Raw genomic sequence first — 17,570 nt, 5'->3', positions numbered from 1 at the left:
CTGGGGGTTGAACACCCCGCGACAGCAGCCCGGCCGGTCGGCTCTTGGTGGAAAGCCGGCGGCACGAGCGGAACGATGCCCGCGTGCGGCCTGTCTCGGCAAGGGCCGCGACCACCCATATTCGGACCGACCGGAAGGCCCACGAACTGGGGGCTCGGCGGCCGGAAGATGGGGGTTCAGTCCCCATGCGGCGGATAGGCCCGCGCTGCGACGGTGAACCAGTGCTCACCCCTGTCGCTCCCGGATTGCCTGTCTCGGCCCATTCGGTCCTGGACGTCGTTCCGCAGCTGCCCGGTCAGTCGGCTGCGGCCGCGCTCAGGGAAACCGCAGAGGTGGCATTGGCCGCCGACGACCTCGGATATCGCCGGTTCTGGGTAGGCGAACAGCACGGTGTCCGAGGTGTCGGCGGCGCTGCGCCGGCCGTTCTCGCCGCAATACTGGCCGCAAGGACGGACCGCATCCGGCTAGGTGCCGGTGGCCTGCTGCTCACTAACCACCAGCCCTTGGTCGTGGCTGAACAGTTCGCTGCGCTCGCCGCTGCGTACCCGAGCCGGATCGACCTCGCGGTCGCGGAGCAGCGCAGCATCGCCGCTAGTACTGCCGCCGCTCTCGCCGGGGGTGCTCGCGGTACGTTCGCGCAGCGGCTGGATGAGCTGTGCGGGTTCCTGCGTGACGGTACGCCCGGCCGCGTGCCGATAGGCGACGTACGACTGTCGCTGGCCGGCCTGCCACCGCCCGTCTTCGTGGTGGCCGATCAACCCGCTACCGCGGTCACAGCCGCCGTACGAGGGCTGCCGGTGTTCTTGTCGAAACGGTTGCCTGAAGCGGCCGCGGCCTACCGCGAGTGTTTCCAGGCCACAGGGCCGAAGGTACTTCCGTACGTTGCCGTCACAGTCGGGGTGGTCGCGGCTGACTCCGACGAGGAGGCCGTGGTCCGTTTCACCGAGTACGTCCGGGTGAAGTCGCGGTTGGCAGCTGCCGGACCACGGGCATCGTCAGGTGAGCTCATGGCGTTGCTGGAGCCACCTGCGACCGGCCGCGAGCGTGGTCGCGCGGAGCGGCTACTGGAAGACCCCGGCCACATCGTCGGCTCCCGTACGACCGTGGCGGCCGAGCTGGGAGAGCTGGTCCGGGAGACGACAGCGGACGAGGTCATGCTCGTCCCACTGGCCTTCGACGGCCTGGTCCGTTCGTCGATCCTGCGTACCGTCGCGGCCGGTCTGACCCGCAACGTCCGCACCGTCCCGAGGTTCGCAAGGCCGCTGATAGCCACCGCCTAGTCTGGGTACTGCCGAATAGTCGAAAGGCAGGCTCATGTCACGAGAGCGGGAAGTTGTCGAGGCTTGTCCGACCGAGTTGTTCATCGGCGGCAAGTGGATCGCGGCCGGGAAGACGTTCGCCGTCGAGGACCCGGCTACCGGTACGACGCTGTGCGACGTGGCCGATGCGAGCCCGGCCGACGGCAAGGCCGCCCTGGACGCGGCGGTCGCCGCGCAGGCGGACTGGGCCGCGACACCGCCACGCGAACGGGGCGAGATCCTCCGCCGGACGTACGAGCTGATGACCGAGCGGGCCGACGACCTGGCGTTGCTGATGACGCTGGAGATGGGCAAACCGGTCGCCGAGTCGAAGGGCGAGATCGCCTATGCGGCCGACTTCTTCCGCTGGTTCGCGGAGGAGGCGGTGCGGATCGACGGCGGCTACCAGATCGCGCCGAACGGTGCGAGCCGCTTCCTGGTGATGCGCCAGCCGGTCGGCCCGTGCCTGCTGATCACGCCGTGGAACTTCCCGGCCGCGATGGGCGCCCGCAAGATCGGCCCGGCGGTCGCGGCCGGTTGCACGATGGTGATCAAGCCCGCCGCGCAGACGCCGTTGTCGATGCTGAAGCTGGCCGAGCTGATGACCGAGGCAGGTCTGCCTGCCGGTGTGCTCAACGTGGTCACGACGCAGGACGCCGGCGGCGTGATGGAGCCGCTGATCCGCGACGGCCGCGCGCGCAAACTGTCCTTCACCGGCTCCACCCCGGTCGGCCGCAAGCTGCTCGAACAGGCCTCTGGTCAGGTGCTGCGGACCAGCATGGAGCTCGGCGGCAACGCGCCGCTGCTGGTGTTCGCCGACGCCGACCTGGACAAGGCGGTCGACGGCGCGATGCTGGCCAAGATGCGCAACGGCGGCGAGGCCTGTACGGCGGCCAACCGGATCTACGTGCACTCGTCGGTGATGGACGCGTTCGCGGCGAAGCTGACCGCGCGGATGGCCGCGCTGAAGGTCGGCCGCGGCACCGAGCCGGGCGTCGACGTCGGGCCGCTGATCGACGCCACCCAGCGGGACAAGGTGGCCGACCTGGTCGCCGACGCGATCGCGCGGGGCGCCCGGCCGCTGACCGGCGGAACGGTTGCTGACGGCAACGGGTACTTCTATCCGCCGACGGTGCTGGCCGACGTACCGGAGAGTGCGCGGTTGCAGCGGGAGGAGATTTTCGGGCCGGTCGCCCCGCTGACCGCGTTCGAGACCGAGGACGACGCGGTCCGGATGGCAAACGCGACGGAGTTCGGGCTGGTCTCCTACCTGTTCACCAACGACCTTAGCCGCGCCCTGCGCGTCTCCGAACGCCTCGAGGCCGGCATGATCGGGCTCAACCAAGGCATCGTCTCCAACCCCGCAGCGCCCTTCGGCGGCGTAAAACAATCCGGCCTCGGCCGCGAAGGCGGCAGCGTAGGCATCGACGAGTACCTGGAAATCAAGTACGTCGCGATCAACGTCGGCTGACGAGTTGGGTCACTGTCACCAGGTGGTAGCCGCGGGCGCGGAGTTCGCGGACGATGGGGGCGATGGCTTGGGCGGTGTAGGGGGCGTTGTCGCCGCCGTGCATGTGGAGGACGACTATTGAGCCGTTCTGTACGTGGTCCAGGACCTGCTTGATGATGGGCTGTGCGGACTTGGTGAACCCGTCTCCGCCGGGTACGTCTCCGCCGACCGCGGTGACGCCGGCCGGTGCCAGTTCATGCAGGGCGGTCGCGTCGTAGCAGTCACCGGGGAAGCGGAACCACCTGGTCGCGTGTGGATCCGCGTGGTCCAGCTCCACGATGGCCCGCTGTACGTCGGACAGCATCTGGCTGGGTGGCACTGTCCCCAGGCCGTAGCAGTTCTTGGTGAAACCGCGGTGATCGTACGTGTGCGTGCCAAGCTCAAAGAGCGGGTCTGCTGCCAGCTCCTTGGTCACCTGCGGGTACTGCTCCATCCACATCCCGGTGAGGAACAGCGTCGCCGGGACCTTCAACGTGCGGAGCTCCTGGATCAGGGCGGCGTTGTAGTACGACTTGACCTTGCCGGAAATCAGGCGCCGCCGCATGAGGGCCGTGAGGTCGGCGTCGAACGTCAACGCGATCTCCTTCTTGTCCCGCGGCCCGTGGACGAGCACGGGCATCACCCTGGCGTTGACCGACGTACCAGGGCGTACCTGTACCGGCGCCAGCGTCGGCCGCACCGGCTTACCGGTATGGACAGGCTCGACCGGTGCACGGGTCTGCGGAGCGACACCGGCGGTCTGCTTGGTGTCGCTGCACGCGACAAGCGTCAGTAGCAGGGCACCGACTGCAACACGTTTCCCCCAAGTCACCCGTTCACTCTACGGTGAGGGTCAGACGCTGGATCCCCCAGTTGTCCGCATCGGGTCCTGGCGGGAACCAGACATCCACGATGTCGTCCTTGATCCAGCTGCCGATGTCGGCCGCGTAGCAGTGCCCGTAGCCGGGCACGTAGAGCCGTGTACCCCACGGGATGTTCCGTGCGTCCACTGCACAGATCCCGGTGCCGGCGTTGTAGCCAAGAGCGGTCTGCGCGACGTCGTTGTACGCCGAAACGCGGTAGTTCAGCGTCGTACCCACGGGCAGCCGGTACGCCGCCAGCCGGTTCGAGGAGTCCAAGCGGTACGACGTACTGATCTGGCCGATCGACGACGCCGCAGTGTCCTCCGAGGACATCGCGTACACCTGGTAGTGCGCGCCGTTGCACGGACTCGCGTCCGTGACCTGCAGTGTGGGCTGACCCCAGTCACTGATCCACTGCAGTGCCTGGCCGTTCCGGAACGCACGGTACGCCTTCGCGCCCGGCACACGGTTGAACGTGAACGTCACCTTGCCGTCACTGCCGAGGCCGCCGGTGATCCCACCCGGCGCGGGCAGCCGGCTGCTGACGTCGTACGGCGGCGCGGTCGTCCCGTTGCCGTGACCGCCGGAGACGGGCCGGTCGGGGATCGGGCCGGTGTAGAAGTGCTGACAAGCCGGCAGGGAAGCAGCGGGAGCTGTGAGAAACGAGGCGAGACTCAGCAGGGCAACGGCGAGAGTGCGCATGACGGCAAGACCTCCGAGGTGGGGCGGGACCAAGGGGTTTCACCCTCAAGTAGCGGTCCCGCCGCACCTTTAGTCAAGGTCTCGACGTAAATCAGTTCAGCAGGTCGTTGACCGACCGCAGCACCGGTACGCCGACCTGCTCCGGAGCGCTCGCGCCGGTGACATGGAACGTGTGCGTCTCGCCCGCGGACAAGGTCACGAGGCACGAGTCGACCCGGGCCGCCGCGTCGAGCCGGTCCGGGAACAGCGCCAGGTCCTTTGCCAGCGCGGTCGCCGTCACGGTCACGTCGTACCCGGCGTCGGTGGCCGAGACCGTCGCCGTGTAGGCGTCGCCCGCCAGTTGCAGGGCGGTGTCCTCGACGAAGTACCAGTACGCCGTCTCGCCGTCGCCGGCCCGCACCTCGAGGTATTCCTCCGCAGGCTTGGCGGCGACGGCGACAGACTCCGGAAGATCGTTCACCACGGCCGAGCGGGGCGCGATCTGAATCGCGAACGTCTCCTGGGCCAGATCGCCCGCTTGAAGGGTCGATCGTCGGGTAACAGTCACCTCGGTCGTCCACGGCGAGTCGGTGTCGTTGTGTGCGGCAACGACCAGCCCCTCCTCGCGCGGCTGCACCGTCAGCAGCCGGTCCGCGTACACGCGCTTCAACGCGTACCACAACGGCTTGCGGATCCCGTGCCCGTCGACGGCTGCCCAGGACACCACCGGCCAGTTGTCGTTCAGCTGCCACACGACCGCGCCGGTGTTCAACGGGAACAGCGACCGGAAGTGTTCGATGCCGTAGGCAACCGCCCGCGCCTGGTTCAGCTGCGTCGTCCAATGCCAGTCATTGATGTCCTTCCACATCGGCAAGTGCTCGCCGAGCCCACGCTCGAGCTTCAGGTTTCCCTCAAAGGCCTTCTGATGTACGAGCATCTGCGAGCCATAAGGATCGAGCGGTACGTCGTGCACCACAGACGTCAGCGTCGACCAAGCCGGCGGCCCCTGGAAGCCGAATTCGGAAACGAACCGCGGCCGGTACTTCCGGTACGTCGTGTAGTCCACCTGGTTCCACACGTCCCAGATGTGCATCGTGCCGTGCCGGTCGTCGTTCGGGTGGATGAACTGGTCGAACGAGTACGGGCTGCCGGCCGAGTACGGCGTCCGCGGATCGAGCTCCGCCACGACGCGCGGCAGCAGGTCGAGGTAGTACCCCGCGCCCCACGGCCGGCCGGCCAGCGGGACCCGCCAGCCCCACTCGACGTACCCCCAGATGTTCTCGTTGTTGCCGTTCCACACCGCGAGGCTCGCGTGCCGGCTCAGCCGCGTGACCGCCTCGCGCGCCTCGGCCTCGACCTCGCTCCACAGCGGCTCGTCCTCGGAATACGCCGCACACGCGAACAGGAAGTCCTGCCAGACCAGGATGCCGAGCTCGTCGCAGACGTCGTAGAACAGCTCGCTCTCGTAGATCCCGCCGCCCCAGACGCGCAGCAGGTTCATGCCCGCATCCACCGCATCCTGGATCGAGGTCCGGTACATCGAAGCGTTCAGCTGGGTCACGAAAGCGTTGTCCGGAATCCAGTTCGCGCCGCGGACGTAGACCGGCTTCCCGTTCACCGACAGCACGAACGGGGTCCCGTCGTTGTCCGGGGCAACGTTCACGGTGATGTCCCGGAACCCGACTCGGCTGTGCCAGTCGTCCTCGTTCACCGTCACGGTCACGTCGTACAGCGGCTGCTCGCCGTACCCACGCGGCCACCACAATTCCACCGCGGGAACGGTGTTCACCAGTTCGACGGTCTCGGTGCCGGGCTTGACCGTCGCCGACTCCTGCGTGCCTCCGACCTCCACGGCGACAGTTGCGTCGGCCGCACCGTCCGCCCAGTCCAACTCGACGAAAGTCCTGAGAACGCCGTCAGCGCCGGCGAGCGGGCGGACCGACGAGATCCGGACACCGGACCAGGACTCGATCCGGATCGGCCGCCAGATACCCGCGGTCGCGACGTCCGGTCCCCAGTCCCAGCCGAAGTTCGAGGCCATCTTGCGCAGCTCGTTGTACGGGTGCAGGTTGGTGTGCGGCCAGCTGCCGCGCTTCTCCCGCTCCGCCTCGGCCGCGGTCACCGGACCCTCGAACTCGATCGTCAGCTCGTTGTCTCCGGCAACCAGTACGCCGGTGACGTCGAAGCGGTACGACCGGTGCTGGTTCGCGGTCCGGCCCAGCTCCTGCCCGTTCAGCGTGACGGTCGCGACCGTGTCCAGCCCCTCGGCAACCAACTCCTGGCGGTCGTTGCCGTCGGCGACCCAGCTGAAGCTACTCGTGTAGCTCCAGCGGGTCCGCCCGATCCAGTGCAGCTTGGCCTCGTTGTCGCCGTCGAACGGGTCCGGGATCTCGCCGGCCGCGAGCAGGTCGGTGTGTACCTCACCGGGTACGGTCGCGGCGATCGCGCGGCCGATCAGGCCGTCGGGGGCCGGACCCTCGACGGCTCGCACGGTCCAGGCAGCACCGCCGTCGGTGGTCAGGTCGAAGGTCTTGAGTGATGTCACAGTGAGGCTCCAGGGGATGAACCGGTTTAGTGAAACTGCGCTGCTCCCGCTCAGAAAGGGGAAGAAGGCTCAGTCGAGGACGTACTGGCGCCACAGGTCGGCGAGGGCACGGTGGCCCGCGGCCGACGGGTGTACGCCATCGCCTGCCAACGCGGCAGGTCCGACCGCCGCCGCCTGCTTGGTCAGCTCGACGTCGGTCGGCACCAGGATCGCGCCGTACTCGACGGCGAGCTTGCGGACCACCTCGAGCTTCGGGTCGAGGTCCTCGCGCCACTCCTGCTGCCCGTCCTTCACCGGCAACAGGAACGGCTCCATCAGCACGACCGGGCAGGACAGCGCGTCGAGCAGCGACCGGTACGACGCCTCGAAGGACTCCGCCGTCGTCGGGTCGTTCTCGTCGTACCGCCGCCAGGTGTCGTTGATCCCGATCAGGATCGACACCAGCGCCGGGTCGTGCGCCAGCACGTCGGTGGCCCACCGGGCGGCCAGATCGACCGCCCGGTTGCCACTGATGCCGGCGTTGACGATCGGCGGCCGGTTGGCGCCGAGATCGTCGTAGAGATTGCGGACGTAGCCGTCACCGAGTCCGGAAGGATCGGTACGGCGGCCGCAGTCGGTGACCGAGTCCCCGGCGAACACCACGGTCCGCCGGGGATCCAGAACGATACTCACAGGGTGGCCGCCGTGACGTCCCAGTCGTCCGGCAGGATCGGTGCGACCTCGACGGTGCTCTGTACGTCGACGAACGCGCCGGTGTCGATCGAGTCGGTGACGGACGCCATCACGTCGACGATGTGGAACGCCAGCGCGCCGGTCGCCCGGTGCGGCCGGCCGGCCCGGATGGCGCGAGCCATCTCCAGCACGCCCGTACCGCGCTGTGCGACCGCCTTGGTCTCCGCGACCGTCTCCCAGTCCTCCGCGCCGCGCCGGCGGATCTTGATCGCGCCGTCGAACCCGTTCGGGTCCGGTACGGCGAGCGTCGCGTCCGTGCCGGTGATCTCGACGAACCCGGACCGCGACAGCGGCGAGTCGAAGCTGAAGATGCTCTGCGACGACTGCCCCGACTCGAACTTCGCGATCGCGCTGACATGCGTCGGCACGGTCACGTCGAAGTCGGTCCCCGCCAGCGGACCGGAGCCGATCGTGCGCTTCTCCCGCGACTTCGACCCGATGCCCGCCACCGCGGCGACCGGCCCGAACAGCTGCACCAGCGTGGTCAGGTAGTACGGGCCGATGTCCCACAGCGGGCCCGCGCCCTCCTGGAACAGGAACGCCGGGTTCGGGTGCCAGGACTCCGGACCGGGGGACTGCATCAGCGTCAGCGCGGTCAGCGGCGTACCGATGTCACCGCGCTCGATGATCCGCCGGGACTCCTGCAGCCCCGGGCCGAGGATGGTGTCCGGTGCGCAACCCAGCCGGACGCCCGCGTCCTGGGCCGTGGCGAGCAGCTTCAGGCCGCTCTCCTGGTCCAGCGAGAACGGCTTCTCGCTCCACACATGCTTGCCGGCGGCAACGGCTGCGAGCGCGACCTCGACGTGCGCGACCGGGATGGTCAGGTTGACCACGATCTCGACGTCCGGGTTGCTCAGCACCACCTCGGGACCCCCGTGGGTCTCGATGCCGTACTCCTCGGCCTTGGCCGCGGCCGCCTCCGGCCGGAGGTCGCCGATCGCGACGACCTTCAGGTCCGGGAAGCTCTGCATGCTCTTGATGTAGGCGTCGGAGATCACCCCGGCGCCGATCACACCTACGCCAACAGAGCTCATTCCGGTGCGCCCTCTCCGGTGAGGAACTTGTACGAGCCCTCGACCGCGTCGAAGATCTCGCCGGAGAAGTCGTCGAGCTCGACCACGCGCAGCGCCTGCGGTGCCGCGGCCAGGATGTCCCGGACCGCGATGCTGCCGTCGCCGACCGCGACCTGCGCCTTGTTGTCCAGCGTCCCGTCGCCGTCCTTGACGTGGATCGCGGTGACCCGCTCGCCGAACTTCTTCAGCAGCGCCGGTACGTCCGCGCCGCCGACCGCGGCCCAGTACGTGTCGACCTCGAGGATCACCTGGTCGGACAGGTTGTCGACCAGGATCTCGAGCGCGTGCACGCCGTCGATCTTCGACTCGAGCTCGAAGTGGTGGTTGTGGTATCCAACCGTGATGCCCTGGTCGGCGGCCTCCGCGGCGGCCTTGTTCAGGCCATCGGCGATCACCTTGATCTCGTCCGCCGACTGCCAGCGGGCCGGATCGGTGTGCGGGTCGATCACCGTCGTGATGCCGAGCCGCTTCGCGGCGGCGTAGATCGGAGCGCTGTCCTCGCGGAGCAGGCCGGCGTGGGTGGTCGGGGCCGACAGTCCGTGCTTGGGCAGCGCGTCGGCGAGGCGGTCCGCGAAGGCGGTCACACCGAAGGGCTCGACCTTGGTGTAGCCGAGCTCCGCGATGCGGGCCAGGGTGCCGTCGAAGTCTTCTTCGAGTTTGCCCCGGACCGTGTACAGCTGGAGGGACAGGTGGTCCTTTGCGACCATGGTTTCTCCTTGTCGGCGGCGCGTCACCCGCTGCCCTGGGGTTTGCGCCGACTGGTGAGCCGAACCGGTTAAGTAACGAGGGAAACCGTATCCCACCGCGGCCCGTCCACACCACCCTCCGCCCAACGACTGGGCGGTCACCTGAGATTTCTGAGTTTGATCAAATACTCACCGCTCGTGTTCAAGTGATGACAGAGAGTTCGGGCTGCGGGACACTGAATGGTCCGGACCCGCCCGTCCGGACGCCCGGTGAGGAGGGTGTCGTGTCTCGTGTGACCATCAAGGAGATCGCCAGGCGTTGCGGGGTCTCGTCAGGTGCCGTTTCGTACGCGCTGAACAACCGCCCAGGTGTCTCGGCCGCGACCCGCGCGCGGGTGCTCCGGGTCGCCGCCGAACTGGAGTGGGTGCCGAACACGGCGGCTCGCCAGTTGTCGGCGGCGCGCAGCGAGACGTTCGGGCTGGTGCTCGCCCGGGCTCCGGAGACGTTGATCGAGGAGCCGTACTTCATGGGCTTCGTCGGCGGCGTCCAGTCGGTGCTCGCGGAGCGCTCGTACGCGCTGTCCCTGCAGGTGGTGGCCGATCTCGGCGCGGAGCTCGCGACGTACCGGAAGTGGGCCGCGGAGCGCCGTGTCGACGGGGTGATCGTGGTCGACCTGCGGGTCGGCGATCCGCGGATCCCGGTGCTGCGCAAACTCGGGCTGCCTGCCGTCCTGGTGGGGGATCCGGCGCTGGCCGAGGGGATGCCGTGTGTGTGGACGGACAGTACGGCGGCGATGAACGCGGCGCTCGACCACGTCGCGTCGCTCGGCCACAAGGTGATCGCGCGGATCGCCGGGCCGCCCGAGTTCGGTGACGTGTGGATCCGCGACCAGGCCTTCGACACGGCCGTACGGCGGCTCGGGCTGACCGCGACCACGCGGCACACCGACTACTCCGCCGCACAGGGCGCCGCGGCCACCCGGGACGCACTGGCGGGCGGTCCGACCGCGATCGTCTACGACAACGACCTGATGGCCGTCGCCGGACTGGCTGTCGTACAGGCGCTCGGGCTACGCATCCCGGATGACCTGACGCTGGTCGCGTGGGACGACTCGGCGCTCTGCCGGATCACGCACCCGACGCTGACGGCGCTCAGTCACAACATCGTCGGGTACGGCGCCGAGGTCAGCCGGCGCCTGTTCGATCTGCTCGCGGGTGCGCAGCCACAGTCGCACCTGTACTCGACGCCGCTGCTGATCATCCGGGAGAGCTCGGCGCGGTACACGCCTCGACGGTGACCGGTACGCCGTTCACTGCCGCCGTCCCGGCGGTGGGATCGGTGAGGGCCGCGTCGGTGATGTCGTTGACGCTCGGGCCCTGGACCTGGCTCGCGACCGAGAGCTGGGACCCGTTGCGGTTGTGGCCGAAGCCGTGCGGCAGGCTGACCACACCCGGCATGATGTCGTTGCTGGAGGCAACCTCCACCTGGACGGACCCGGCCGCGGAGGTGATCGTGACGAGCTGGCCGTCGGCGAGGTCGCGGGTGGCCAGGTCGTCGGGATGCATCAGCAGCTGATGCCGCGGCCGGCCCTTCACCAGCCGCGCGGAGTTGTGCATCCACGAGTTGTTGTTGCGCAGGTGCCGTCGTCCGATCAGCAGCAACTCGCCTACGTCGAGCGTCGGCAACGCGTCGAGCCGGGGGAGGTCGTCGAGGATCATCCGTTGGGCAAGATCGATCCGCTTGGACTTCTTGTGCAGGGCTCCGGGCAGCGCGGGCTGCAGCGGTCCGAGGTCGATCCCGCCGGGCGATCGGCGCAGCTTGCCGACCGACAGCCGGTACGGCCCGATCCGGAGCCCGGCGTCGACGATCCGGCGCGGCGACAACCGCAGCCGCGCGGTCACCTCGGCGCGCCGCCGGCTCCAGGGAGTACGCCGTACCAGCGCCAGACCCAGGTCGCGGAAGATCTCCCAGTCGTGCCGGGCCGCGGCGGGCTTGGGGAGTACGGCGTCGTTCCAGCGGGCCGTGTTCCGGACCGCGAGCTGGTGGAAGACGATGTCGTAGTGTTCCCGCTCCAGCGGCGGTGCGGGCGGCAGGATCACGTCGGCGTGCCGGGTCGTCTCGTTGATGTACGGATCGATCGCGACCATGAAGTCCAGCGACTCCAGCGCCTCGTCCAGCCGGCGTCCGTCCGGGGTGGACAGCACCGGATTGCCGGCGATCGTCACCATCGCGCGGATCCGGCCGTCGCCCGGCGTCAGGATCTCCTCGGCCATCGTCGACACCGGCAGCTCACCACCGAACTCGGGCAGTCCGCGGACCCGGCTCTTCCAGACACCGACATGGCCGCGGCCGAGGCCGAGCAACGGATTCACCGCCGGCCGCGGGAACATCGTGCCGCCGGGCCGGTCGAGGTTTCCGGTGATGATGTTCAGCACCTGGATCGCCCACTGGCAGATCGCGCCGAACTGCTGCGTCGACACCCCGACCCGGCCGTAGCAGGCCGCCCGTTCCGACGCTCCGAACTCGCGCGCAACCCGTTCGATCACGTCCGCCGGGATGCCGGTGATCGCGGCCGCCCGCTCCGGGGTCCATTTCTCCACCACGGCCTCGACCTCGGCGAGACCGTCGACGTATTCCGCCGGCCGCGCGAATCCCTGCGCGATCACCTCGTGGATCAACGCCAGCAGGAATGCGGCGTCCGTTCCCGGCCGGACGAAATGATGTTCGTCGGAAACTGCCGCCGTTTCGGTCCGGCGCGGATCGACGACGACGACTTTTCCGCCGCGTTTCCGCAAATCCTTCAGGCGTTTCCCGAATCCCGGCGCGGTCATCATGCTGCCGTTCGACGCGAGCGGATTCGCGCCGAGCATCAGCAGGTACGAGGTCCGGTCGATGTCCGGTACCGCGACCATCAACTGGTGCCCGTACAGCAGGTACGACGAGAGCATCTGCGGCAGCTGGTCGATCGAGGTCGCGCTGAACTTGTTCCGGGTACGCAACTGCCGGACCATCGTCGGCATGTGCGTGAGCGCGCCGAGGCTGTGCACGTTCGGGTTGCCGAGGTACACGCCGACCGCGTTCCGGCCGTGCTCGCGCTGGACCGCGGTCAGCCTCTCGACGACCAGTTCGTACGCCGCGTCCCACTCGATCGGCTGCCAGCCGTCGGGCGTCCGTCGTACCGGCGTGCTCAGCCGGTCCGGGTCCTCCTGCAGGTCGCGGAGTGCGACCGCCTTCGGGCAGATGTGACCGCGGGACAACGGGTCCGACTCGTCACCGCGGATGTCGGTGACCCGTCCCTCCTCGACGGTGACGAGCACACCGCAGATCGCTTCGCACAGGTTGCAGGACGTCCGCCGTACGGTCATCCATCAAAACTACCCCCGGGTAGCTCCGACCGCTACGAGTCGAAGCGCGCCTCGTCGAGCCGGCCGAGGATCGCGTCCACGGTCTCGCCGACCGAGAGGTCCGAGTTGTCGAGCCATAGGCCGCGCCGCGGACTGAACGCATGCAGCTCGTAATCGAGCTCGTCGACCAGATGGTGCGCGCCGCCGAGGCGGTCCGAGATCACCTCCGGCCGCGGCGTCAGGACGACGAGGTAGCGCGGCCGGGTGCGGATCCCGTCCAGGAACTCGCGCAGCAACTCACCGATCACCACGTCCTGCAGGACCACGGTGAAACCGGCCCGTGCGTACTCGTCGGCGGCCAGGCACGCGAGCCGGTAGCGCAGTTGTAACTGGCGCTGCGCCGCGATCACGTCGTCGGCCATCGAGGCCTGTCCACTCACGATCATCCGCCGGAAAACGTCCCCCCGCAGATGCACGCCGTACTGGAATCTCTCGGCGAGCATCTGGGACACCGACGACTTCCCCGCCGCCATGATTCCACTGACGACGATCACCCCCTCGGACTCCATGCGGTGATCGTGCCACGTGCCGCGACGGTTTTGGGCGGGTGACGGCGATTCTTGTCGAAAACCCTAGTTTGTAAGAGGTTTTCAGGTGAGCAGTGACTCGACGTGGTGCCGCATCAACTGGCGGGCACGAGTGGGTGTGGTGCGTTGCGGCTGGATGGCTGCGTGCAGTGCGAGACCGTCGAGCAGTGCGTGCAGACGTTCCACCTCGCGACGTACCTCGAGATCGTCTTTCAAGAGCCCGGCTTCGGACAGTGCGCGGATGAGGGACTCGCACAATTCCCGCAGTCCGTCGTGGACCGCGTCGACGTGAGTGTGCAAGGTGCCGGCGCCGGTCTCGGCCTGGGCCTGCGCCATGAACGCCAGCCAGATGTCGAACTCCGCGCGCCGTTCGGCGTCCAGCGGAAGCACCTCGTCGAGGTACCGCAGGACGATCGCCGGCACGCTGCCTTTCGCCTCGATCGCGCCGATCCGCTCGGTCACCCGCCGCGACACCAGGTCCATCGCGAAGCTGAGCAGGCCGTCCTGGTCGGGGAAGTAGTAGCGCACCGCGCCCGCGGACCAGCCCGCCTCGGCCGCGATCGTCCGCACCGAGGCCGCCCGGATCCCGTCCCGGCGGACCACCCGCCAGAGCGCCTCGGCGATCTCCTCGCGGCGGGTGGCGTGGTCGACGATCTTCGGCATACGCCCTTTTTAGCACGGCTGTGTTAGCCTCGTTTTACGACACAGTCGTATTGAAAAACCGGTGAGGGGGAAGACTGTGCTGCTCGCTGTGATCGCCGCCTGTGAGATCGGCTTCTGGGTGCTGCTCGCCGCGGGCCTCGTGACGCGGTACCTGCTCCGCATGCCCAAGGCCGGCCTGGTGCTGCTCGCCGCCGTGCCGCTGGTCGACGTGGTGCTGCTGGTCACGAGCGTCGTGGACATCCACCGCGGCGCCGCGCCGTCGTTCAAGCACTCGCTGGCCGCGATCTTCATCGGCGTCAGCGTCGGGTTCGGCCACCAGTCGCTGAAGTGGGCGGACAAGTGGGCCGCGCACTTCATGGCCGGCGCACCGCGTCCGGTGAAACCGCCGAGGAAGGGTCCGGAGCGGGCGCGGCTCGAGCGCGCCGGCTGGTTCCGGCACCTGCTCGCGTACGTGGTCGGCGTCGGCATCATGATCGGCCTCGGCCTGCTCTCCGGCCGTGGGTACAACGCGGTGCTCGGCCCGGCGTGGACCTGGACGCTCGTACTGGTGATCGATGCGATCGTCTCGTTCAGCTACTCGTTCGGCCGGGCCGAGGCGCAGCCCCGCGAAAAGCAGTCGGTCTGACCTCCGCGATCCGCCCGGTCACTCGTCGTACATTTCCATCATGACGACGATCGGGCGGGTCTGGGCCGCGGTGACGGCGGCGGTCGTGGCGTGCGGGATCGTCGTGCAGCTGTTCGTGACCGCGAACGGGCACGAAGGGTTCTTCCCGGACAATCCGGAGCGGGTCTTCAACGTCTTCGCGTACTTCACCGTCCAGTCGAACCTGCTGCTCGGTGGAACGGCATTGATGCTCGCCCTGTCGCCGGCCCGGTCGGGTGGTGACCTGTTCCGGACGCTCCGGCTGAACGGCGTGCTGTGCATCGCGGTGACCGGGATCGTCTATCACGCGGTGCTGGCGCAGACGGCCGACTTCCACGGCTGGGCGTGGGTCGCGGACTTCCTGCTGCACACGGTGGCGCCGGTCGTCGGCGTACTCGGCTGGCTGTTGTTCGGGCCGCGCGGCGAGACCGACTGGCGGATCGTCGGCTGGTCGATCGTGTATCCGGTGCTCTGGCTGGTGTTCACGCTGGTCCGGGGCGCGTTCGTCGGGTTCTACCCGTACCCGTTCGTGAACGTCGATGAGCACGGGTACGGACGGGTGTTGCTGAACTGTCTGCTCGTGGCGGTACTGTTCCTGGCTCTGGCGGCCGGAGCGACGACGCTCGACCGCCGCCTGAAGCGGAAGGCAACCGTCGAAAGGTAAGACCCGTGCTGGTGACCTCGCGCTCGTACGCCGAGTACGAAGCGATGTTCGACCTGAAGGAACTCCCCGACTCCGTCCTCGACTGCTGCGCCGGAGGTGCCGGCTTCACCGCCGAGGCCGCGGCCCGCGGCGTGGACGCGATCGCCGCCGACCCGGCGTACGAGCTCGACCATCCCGAACTCGTGGACAGCGTCCGCAAGAGCCTGCCTGCCACGTCGGGGATTGTCGACGAGCACCACGGGAGCTTCGTCTGGCACTGGTACGGATCGCCGGAGCGGAAGGACCAGTACCGGATCGAGGCGGCCGACCGGTTCCTGCAGGACGTTGCGGCCGCGCCGGAGCGGTACGTGGCCGCCGGTCTGCCCGACCTGCCGTTCGGTGACCGCCGGTTCGAGCTGGTGCTGTGCTCGCACCTGCTGTTCACCTGGGCCGACAAGTACGACCGGGACTGGCATGCGGCCGCACTGCGCGAGCTGATCCGGGTCGGCAACCACGAGGTACGGACCTTCCCGCTGGTGCTGCAGGGCGACGGCGAGAAGATCCCGTGGCTGCCCGAACTGCTCGGGTCGCTCGAAGGCGTGACCTGCGAGATCCGCAAGGTGCCCTACGAGTTCCAGGTGGGTGCCGACGAGATGCTGGTGATTACGCGGAACTGAAACCCGATCCGGACGGACGGGGGGAGGACGGTCGACCGCCGTCCGTCCGGATCGGGATGTGTCAGCGGAGGAAGCGGCCGCAGACCGGCCACGGGGAGGCGCCGCGCTGCGCGTACAGCTTCTTCGCGCGCATCAACTGCTCGGCCGCCGAGGCGTTGATCGGGTTGCCGGAGCCGCCGACGCTGCGCCAGGTCTGCAGGTCGAACTGGAACAGGCCGTAGTAGCCGGCGCCGTTCACGGCCCGCGGGTTGCCGCTGGACTCGCAGTTCGCGACCTTCGCCCAGGCGCCGCTCAGGCTCGCCTTGCTCGACGACGGGCGGTCCTCGGAGCGGCTGCTCCGGGTCCTGCGCTCGGACTTCTCGGACTTCTTGGCGTCCGCCTTGCGCGTCTCGGCCTTCTTGATCACGCGCGGCTTCTGGTCGCGGTCGGCGGTCGTCTTCACACCGTCCAGCGTCAGCGTCTGCCCGATCAGGATGAGATTCGGGTCCTTGAGGTGGTTGATCCGGGCCAGTTCGTGCCAGTCGGCACCGTTGGCCTGGGCGATCTCGGAGAGGGTGTCACCGGACTTGACCGTGTAGTCGGTCGCGAACGCCGAGGCGGCGCCGGCTGCGGTGATGCCGGCTCCCAGACCGGCGATGGAGATGGTTCGGGCCACCCGGCGAGTACTTCGCCGGGCGCGCGCATGTCGAGCCTTGGACATCTGAAAAGCGCTCCTTGAAAGCTGGGCATGGTGGAGCACACCAGGCCCCCCGTACAGGGGTGGGGGCACTCGGGGCAGGTCTCGTCAGAGGTAACGGGACAGCTTCCGAATGGTCACGCCACGGTAACGGCGCGACCTGAGTCATCCTCGGCGAGGAACCGCGGAAACGCAACCCCAGATCGCGATCTGCCCCGAACTTTTTCCAGGCCCTGACATTCCGAAAGCCCAACAACTGAACGGTTTCCGGGTTCGACACGCCGACGTCCGCCGCCAGGAACCGATCGGTTTTTCAGCGCCGGAAACACCGTTCCGGGACCAGTTCCACGGTCAGCTTCCGGACAGTTTCACGCTCGGCGTCCGGCCACGACTCCCACACCTGGGCGGCCCACCTGAGCAGGGTCGACTCAACCTCGTCGACCCCGCCGGCGATGAGTACGTCGTACGCCGTCAGCTCGCCGACCCGGGCCGGCGGGACGAGCCGCGGCCAGTCGCCGTACGAGTTCGCCATGATGCCGTGCGCCGTACGTACGTCGAGGTTCCCGGAGCCGCGTTCGAGGTACATGTAGAGGCCGTTGAGCGCGAACACCGGGCCGATCCGCGGGGCGTCGGGGTTGACGTGCTGAGCGCCGTACGCGTCGATCCGGAGCTGGTGGAGGTATCCGAGCCGGGCGGCGTGCTCGACCTCGAAGCCGAGCAGTTCGCCGGCCACCTCCGCACACTCGGGTGTGGCGTTGTACTTCGGCGTCTCCGGCCACTCGGATCGGGGCAGTTCGGCGCGGCAACCTGGACAAACTGTTGACGACTGCGTGCCATCCGGCGGGTTCACTCGTTGATCGAAGCACGGGTACCGCCACCCGGCACGTGCTTTTTCATCACTGGGGGCGGATGAGGCAGCGAATTGTGATGGGGGCGGGAAGCGGTGATCCGAGTGGCTCTCGGCCATCG

Annotated in this window: 17 protein-coding genes; 6 read left to right on the top strand and 11 right to left on the bottom strand. The window is 68.4% G+C overall.

Going from position 1 to position 17,570, the window contains the following annotated elements; translation table 11 throughout:
* The first annotated feature begins 185 nt into the window (after positions 1-185).
* Positions 186-1,280 (top strand): MsnO8 family LLM class oxidoreductase, encoded by a 1,095-nt coding sequence (locus ACFYRU_RS07825; RefSeq protein WP_387654381.1) that lies wholly within the window; start codon positions 186-188, stop codon positions 1,278-1,280.
* A gap of 34 nt (positions 1,281-1,314) precedes the next feature.
* Positions 1,315-2,769: an NAD-dependent succinate-semialdehyde dehydrogenase gene (locus tag ACFYRU_RS07820; protein ID WP_387654379.1), complete on the top strand. Its 1,455-nt coding sequence runs from the start codon at positions 1,315-1,317 to the stop codon at positions 2,767-2,769.
* Here the strand turns inward: ACFYRU_RS07820 and ACFYRU_RS07815 are convergent.
* From ACFYRU_RS07815 to ACFYRU_RS07790, 6 genes are all read right to left on the bottom strand, one after another.
* Positions 2,756-3,619: a polysaccharide deacetylase family protein gene (locus tag ACFYRU_RS07815; RefSeq protein WP_387654376.1), complete on the bottom strand. Its 864-nt coding sequence runs from the start codon at positions 3,617-3,619 to the stop codon at positions 2,756-2,758. The two genes, ACFYRU_RS07820 and ACFYRU_RS07815, sit on opposite strands and share 14 nt — an antisense overlap.
* A 4-nt stretch (positions 3,620-3,623) precedes the next feature.
* A complete protein-coding gene (locus ACFYRU_RS07810) occupies positions 3,624-4,352 on the bottom strand; it encodes a 3D domain-containing protein (RefSeq protein ID WP_387654373.1) in 729 nt (242 codons plus the stop codon).
* Positions 4,353-4,443: 91 nt separating this feature from the next.
* Positions 4,444-6,876 (bottom strand): glycoside hydrolase family 2 protein, encoded by a 2,433-nt coding sequence (locus ACFYRU_RS07805; protein WP_387654371.1) that lies wholly within the window; start codon positions 6,874-6,876, stop codon positions 4,444-4,446.
* Between the two features lie 69 nt (positions 6,877-6,945).
* Positions 6,946-7,548 carry an SGNH/GDSL hydrolase family protein gene (locus ACFYRU_RS07800; protein WP_387654369.1) on the bottom strand — a complete coding sequence of 201 codons (603 nt, stop codon included), beginning with the start codon at positions 7,546-7,548 and terminating at the stop codon, positions 6,946-6,948.
* Positions 7,545-8,642 carry a Gfo/Idh/MocA family protein gene (locus tag ACFYRU_RS07795; protein ID WP_387654367.1) on the bottom strand — a complete coding sequence of 366 codons (1,098 nt, stop codon included), beginning with the start codon at positions 8,640-8,642 and terminating at the stop codon, positions 7,545-7,547. Before ACFYRU_RS07795 ends, ACFYRU_RS07800 begins: the two co-directional genes overlap by 4 nt.
* Positions 8,639-9,388: a sugar phosphate isomerase/epimerase family protein gene (locus tag ACFYRU_RS07790; protein WP_387654364.1), complete on the bottom strand. Its 750-nt coding sequence runs from the start codon at positions 9,386-9,388 to the stop codon at positions 8,639-8,641. The genes ACFYRU_RS07795 and ACFYRU_RS07790 overlap by 4 nt, the downstream gene beginning before the upstream one ends.
* A gap of 263 nt (positions 9,389-9,651) precedes the next feature.
* Here ACFYRU_RS07790 and ACFYRU_RS07785 point away from each other — a divergent pair, with 263 nt between their 5' ends.
* Entirely contained in the window at positions 9,652-10,665 is a 1,014-nt protein-coding gene (locus ACFYRU_RS07785) for a LacI family DNA-binding transcriptional regulator (RefSeq protein WP_387654361.1), read from the top strand.
* Here ACFYRU_RS07785 and ACFYRU_RS07780 read toward each other — a convergent pair.
* The 3 genes from ACFYRU_RS07780 to ACFYRU_RS07770 form a co-directional block, all read right to left on the bottom strand.
* The gene (locus tag ACFYRU_RS07780) at positions 10,625-12,733 is read right to left on the bottom strand and encodes a molybdopterin-dependent oxidoreductase (protein ID WP_387654358.1); all 2,109 of its coding nucleotides are present in this window, start codon (positions 12,731-12,733) and stop codon (positions 10,625-10,627) included. The genes ACFYRU_RS07785 and ACFYRU_RS07780 overlap by 41 nt on opposite strands.
* Positions 12,734-12,765: 32 nt before the next feature.
* Positions 12,766-13,281, bottom strand: a complete 516-nt coding sequence (locus ACFYRU_RS07775; protein ID WP_387654355.1) for an AAA family ATPase — start codon at positions 13,279-13,281, stop codon at positions 12,766-12,768.
* Positions 13,282-13,362: 81 nt separating this feature from the next.
* On the bottom strand, positions 13,363-13,962 hold the full coding sequence (locus tag ACFYRU_RS07770) for a TetR/AcrR family transcriptional regulator (protein ID WP_387654354.1): 600 nt from the start codon (positions 13,960-13,962) through the stop codon (positions 13,363-13,365).
* 61 nt (positions 13,963-14,023) lie between these two features.
* Here ACFYRU_RS07770 and ACFYRU_RS07765 point away from each other — a divergent pair, with 61 nt between their 5' ends.
* The 3 genes from ACFYRU_RS07765 to ACFYRU_RS07755 are packed head-to-tail and all read left to right on the top strand — an operon-like array spanning position 14,024 to position 15,925.
* Positions 14,024-14,587 (top strand): 2TM domain-containing protein, encoded by a 564-nt coding sequence (locus ACFYRU_RS07765; RefSeq protein WP_387654351.1) that lies wholly within the window; start codon positions 14,024-14,026, stop codon positions 14,585-14,587.
* A gap of 40 nt (positions 14,588-14,627) precedes the next feature.
* On the top strand, positions 14,628-15,269 hold the full coding sequence (locus ACFYRU_RS07760) for a Pr6Pr family membrane protein (protein WP_387654349.1): 642 nt from the start codon (positions 14,628-14,630) through the stop codon (positions 15,267-15,269).
* A gap of 5 nt (positions 15,270-15,274) precedes the next feature.
* Positions 15,275-15,925: a hypothetical protein gene (locus ACFYRU_RS07755; RefSeq protein WP_387654347.1), complete on the top strand. Its 651-nt coding sequence runs from the start codon at positions 15,275-15,277 to the stop codon at positions 15,923-15,925.
* 61 nt (positions 15,926-15,986) lie between these two features.
* Here ACFYRU_RS07755 and ACFYRU_RS07750 read toward each other — a convergent pair whose 3' ends face one another.
* Both ACFYRU_RS07750 and ACFYRU_RS07745 read right to left on the bottom strand, forming a co-directional pair.
* On the bottom strand, positions 15,987-16,625 hold the full coding sequence (locus tag ACFYRU_RS07750; protein ID WP_387654344.1) for a transglycosylase family protein: 639 nt from the start codon (positions 16,623-16,625) through the stop codon (positions 15,987-15,989).
* A gap of 289 nt (positions 16,626-16,914) precedes the next feature.
* Positions 16,915-17,568, bottom strand: a complete 654-nt coding sequence (locus ACFYRU_RS07745) for a DUF5946 family protein (protein ID WP_387654341.1) — start codon at positions 17,566-17,568, stop codon at positions 16,915-16,917.
* Between the last annotated feature and the right edge of the window lie 2 nt (positions 17,569-17,570).

The sequence above is a fragment of the Kribbella sp. NPDC004536 genome, assembly GCF_042873835.1.
Lineage (GTDB): Bacteria > Actinomycetota > Actinomycetes > Propionibacteriales > Kribbellaceae > Kribbella.
The sequence above is the reverse complement of the archived record's forward strand: the minus strand, read 5'-3'. Positions and strand labels throughout refer to the sequence as shown.